This is a genomic window from Pantanalinema rosaneae CENA516 (genome assembly GCF_050753385.1).
GTDB lineage: Bacteria > Cyanobacteriota > Cyanobacteriia > Leptolyngbyales > Leptolyngbyaceae > Pantanalinema > Pantanalinema rosaneae.
The window spans coordinates 1-3,392 of the sequence record NZ_JBLZFZ010000138.1 but is presented as its reverse complement, the minus strand read 5'-3'; the positions used below and the strand labels follow the sequence as shown (position 1 = coordinate 3,392).

Annotated in this window: 1 protein-coding gene and 1 pseudogene; both read left to right on the top strand. The window is 37.9% G+C overall.

Translation table 11 applies throughout. From position 1 onward, the window contains the following. Nucleotides 1-199: 199 nt before the first annotated feature. On the top strand, nt 200-1,054 hold the full coding sequence (locus tag ACN4EK_RS32220) for a tetratricopeptide repeat protein (protein WP_431662533.1): 855 nt from the start codon (nt 200-202) through the stop codon (nt 1,052-1,054). Nucleotides 1,055-1,930: 876 nt separating this feature from the next. After that, nucleotides 1,931-2,098 (top strand): annotated as a pseudogene (locus tag ACN4EK_RS32215) (OmpA family protein); the annotation flags it as partial. Nucleotides 2,099-3,392: the final 1,294 nt, after the last annotated feature.

Sequence of the window (3,392 nt, the reverse complement as noted above, 5' to 3'; positions counted from 1 at the left end):
ATGTGTATAAGAGACAGATCAGGTAGCATTGATTTTGTATTTTGAGATTATCATCAATGACCAATTGAGGTTAGGCTATACCTATGACCATGGGCTTAAGAACATCATTGGCAGTTTTCAGACCAATGAATTAAATCTCAGTTATAGGTTTGGGGCCAATAGGAGGAGAATTATTTCACCAAGGTATTTTTAAAAGCTTATGAGGGTTTCGGGCAGTATTGTTTTATTCATATGGTTATTGTCTGCTGCAGGCTGTATTTCCTTTGAAGCCACCAAAAGGCTGGCGCTGAAATATGAAGATTTATTGGATTTTGATAATTCCATCAAATACTATGAAAAGATGTGGTACAGGAGCAAAGATCCGGAGATCGCAAAGAGCCTTGCTTTGATTTATCTCAAAAGGAGAGAATATTCTAAAGCAGTGGATTGGTATGCTGTTTACAACAGTCTTAGTATCTTGAAATTGGAGGATCATTTTAACAATGCAGAGATTCTGATAGGTAATGGCAAATACCTTGAAGCTAAATTCCATTTGGAAAAAATCAGGGAAAAAAGCGAAGAGGAAATGTATTCAGATCTATGGCAGTCCTATTACCGCACGGTCACTGAGGCTCCAGATATATTGATGGCACCAACGATGTATGAGCTACATCCATTTACTTTCATCAATACTCCCTATAGTGACTTTGGATATTCCGCTAATGGGAATAAAAAATTCTTTATTTCGGATAAGTTGGGCAATAAGTCCTCAAAAAAGGAAAGATATGGATGGACAGGTAATGCTTACTTGAAGGTGTATGAAGGCGAGTGGAATAAGATTGGGGAAGAATTTAAACATCACCTGGCGGAAGATTTTATTTATAAATTTCATGTCGGTCCAATTTTCTCCAATTCCCGGTTTCAATTTATTACCATCAATGAAGAGGCTGCGATTGATAAGGGTAAAAAAATAAGTGATGGACAAAAGGTAGGCCCAAAAATTATCTATCGGGACAAGGAGGGGCCACTTCCTTTCAAGAGAAAACAGACAGGTATTTTGAATTTCAAAATTTAACAGGGATCAGTTATTCTGATCCTTATTGGGACGAAGGATCCGGCAGACTGTATTTTGTGTCAGATATGCCAGGTGGATTTGAGGTTGGATATTTATTATTTACGATTGACTCAGGCCGGAACCTGGACAGGTCCATTCAATCTGGGTAAAAACGTCAATTCATTGGTGATGAGCGAAGCCCTTTTGTTTATGGAGATACTTTGTACTTTTCTTCTAATGGATGGGGAGGATTAGGAAGGTTGGATATTTACAAGTCTTATCTGACGGTCAATGGTCCCGGTTTTACCTAGGAACATGGGGGTTCCTTACAATTCCATGCAGATGATTTTTTCTTTTACATTGACCCTGGCTTGGAGATTTACAGATATTGGCATCAGACAGGCAGGGAGGACAAGGCCTCGACGATCTCTATTATCTCATAAAATCAGAGGCTGGATCCAATAAGCAATTTTTCCGTGTCTTAGGTGCAGCGATAGCCTGGGAATACAGGATGTGAAATTGGAGATAATCAATAAGCTCACAAATGAGAAGAGGGCATTATTCACTGATCAAAATGGTTTTGTGAGTGTAGATTATCCCGTCAGGATTATGTTTTGAATGTTTCAAGGATAAATATATCTCGCAGAGTTTTGAGTGGAACAATTTTGCCCCTTTGGATTCGACATCCATTTTACTTGAAAAGCTTGAGCTGAATAAAATTTTTGTAATGAAGGATATTCTTTACGAGTTTGGTAAGCATGAGATTTTGCCTGAATCCAAAGTATCTTTGAGAAATCTGGCTATAATTCTGAAATCAATCCCCAGTTGAAAATAGAAGTCAGGTCACATACCGATTCCCGGGGCAGCGATGCATTTAATTAAAGGCTTTCACAAAGAAGAGCGCGTTCTGCCTTCGAGTTTCTGGTAAATGAAGGCATTGATCCACAACGTATCAGTTATCGGGGCTTCGGTTCTTCCATACCTGTCGTGGATTGTATTTCGGGTTGCAGGGAAGAGGATCATGCATTGAACAGGCGTACAGAGTTTGTATTGTATGACAATTAAATCCAACTATAGAAGGGGGCAGGATCTGGCCTCATATTTCCAAATGCAAACCCCTTTCCTGAACTCGGTTGGTGAACTGATCGAACTATGCAGGGAGACCATAAAACAAATTTAATTTATCTGTGTGTAGAATTGGGGATGGTCAGAAAAATATCAATAGTAATGTGTTTAAAATTGTAAATCAACATTTCATTTACAATTTTTTTCGGATTGGCGTGCAATGGATCTTTGGGTTTATTTTAACCAAAATAAATTTATATGCAGGTGGAGACTATATTATCCCCTTTTTTTTACCAAGTCGGGTAAATTTAATACAAAATAAGAATTTTGAGATAAGTCTCGGTGGTCACCGATAGAAATCATCGGATTGGATTATGTACTGAGTATTGGTGGTGATTTGGACAGTGACCCTGTCCATGTTCCCAATAAACCACATTATCTGCTTCTTGCCGGAATTGTTGGCCTTAATCTTCCTGCCTCCTCTTACAGGGTAACATTCGGATTAAGTTGCAGGATTATTACCAAAGAAAGTTCCATCTTTCTCATCTCATAAATTAAAGACCATAAAGGCATATCGCTTCGGGCAATATTTGGAAAAAAGGGTGGAAATCAAAACCTTGAATTTTGTTCCCGAGATCTTTGCACAGGCCAAATTTATAAATCAGCATTATGGTAAAGATCAATTTCTATTGATCAGTTTTAAAGGAGGTTTATTGAGGGGTATTTTTTGACCAAGAAAAGCCTTTGGAATCCCAGCCTTTTATTTCAGGCATGGGTTTTGAATCTTGGTACAGATCTACCCAGATGAAGGGATTTTCAGGGCTTAAAGGCAAAGAGAAACAGTCGGGCCTTTGGAACCTTTTCACGAGGAATATTTAAACTTATATTTATCAAAAAAGATAAAAACTTTTTTGAGAGGTAAATCAATCAGCAGGGCTTTCATTCAGTTTGACAACTCTTTAGGATATGCTGAAGATCTCAAGGAATTTTTGTACATGAAAAGGATTTCCGATTTGATTGACCAAGTATCCATCATCCATCTTGACCAAATGAGGACTTTAAAAAGTCTGTTTCAAATCCAGTTTCCTTATGATAAAGTAAGCAGCATGCATCAGGATTTGAGGGTGCTTGTTTCGGGAAAGGATTGGGTTTTTATGGGAAAATAAGTGTTGGGTCAGGAAAGGATAATTTCCTTTAGCTTCTTGTAAAACCCCCTTCTTATCGGAATGGATTCCTTCCTAATGATCAATTCTCTTGAATTGAATGAATCCACGTGGTTAATATTGATTATAAA

Bases quoted from the DNA above. Each gene is read 5' to 3' on its own strand.
- ACN4EK_RS32220 (WP_431662533.1), top strand. From the start codon at position 200: ATGAGGGTTTCGGGCAGTATTGTTTTATTCATATGGTTATTGTCTGCT.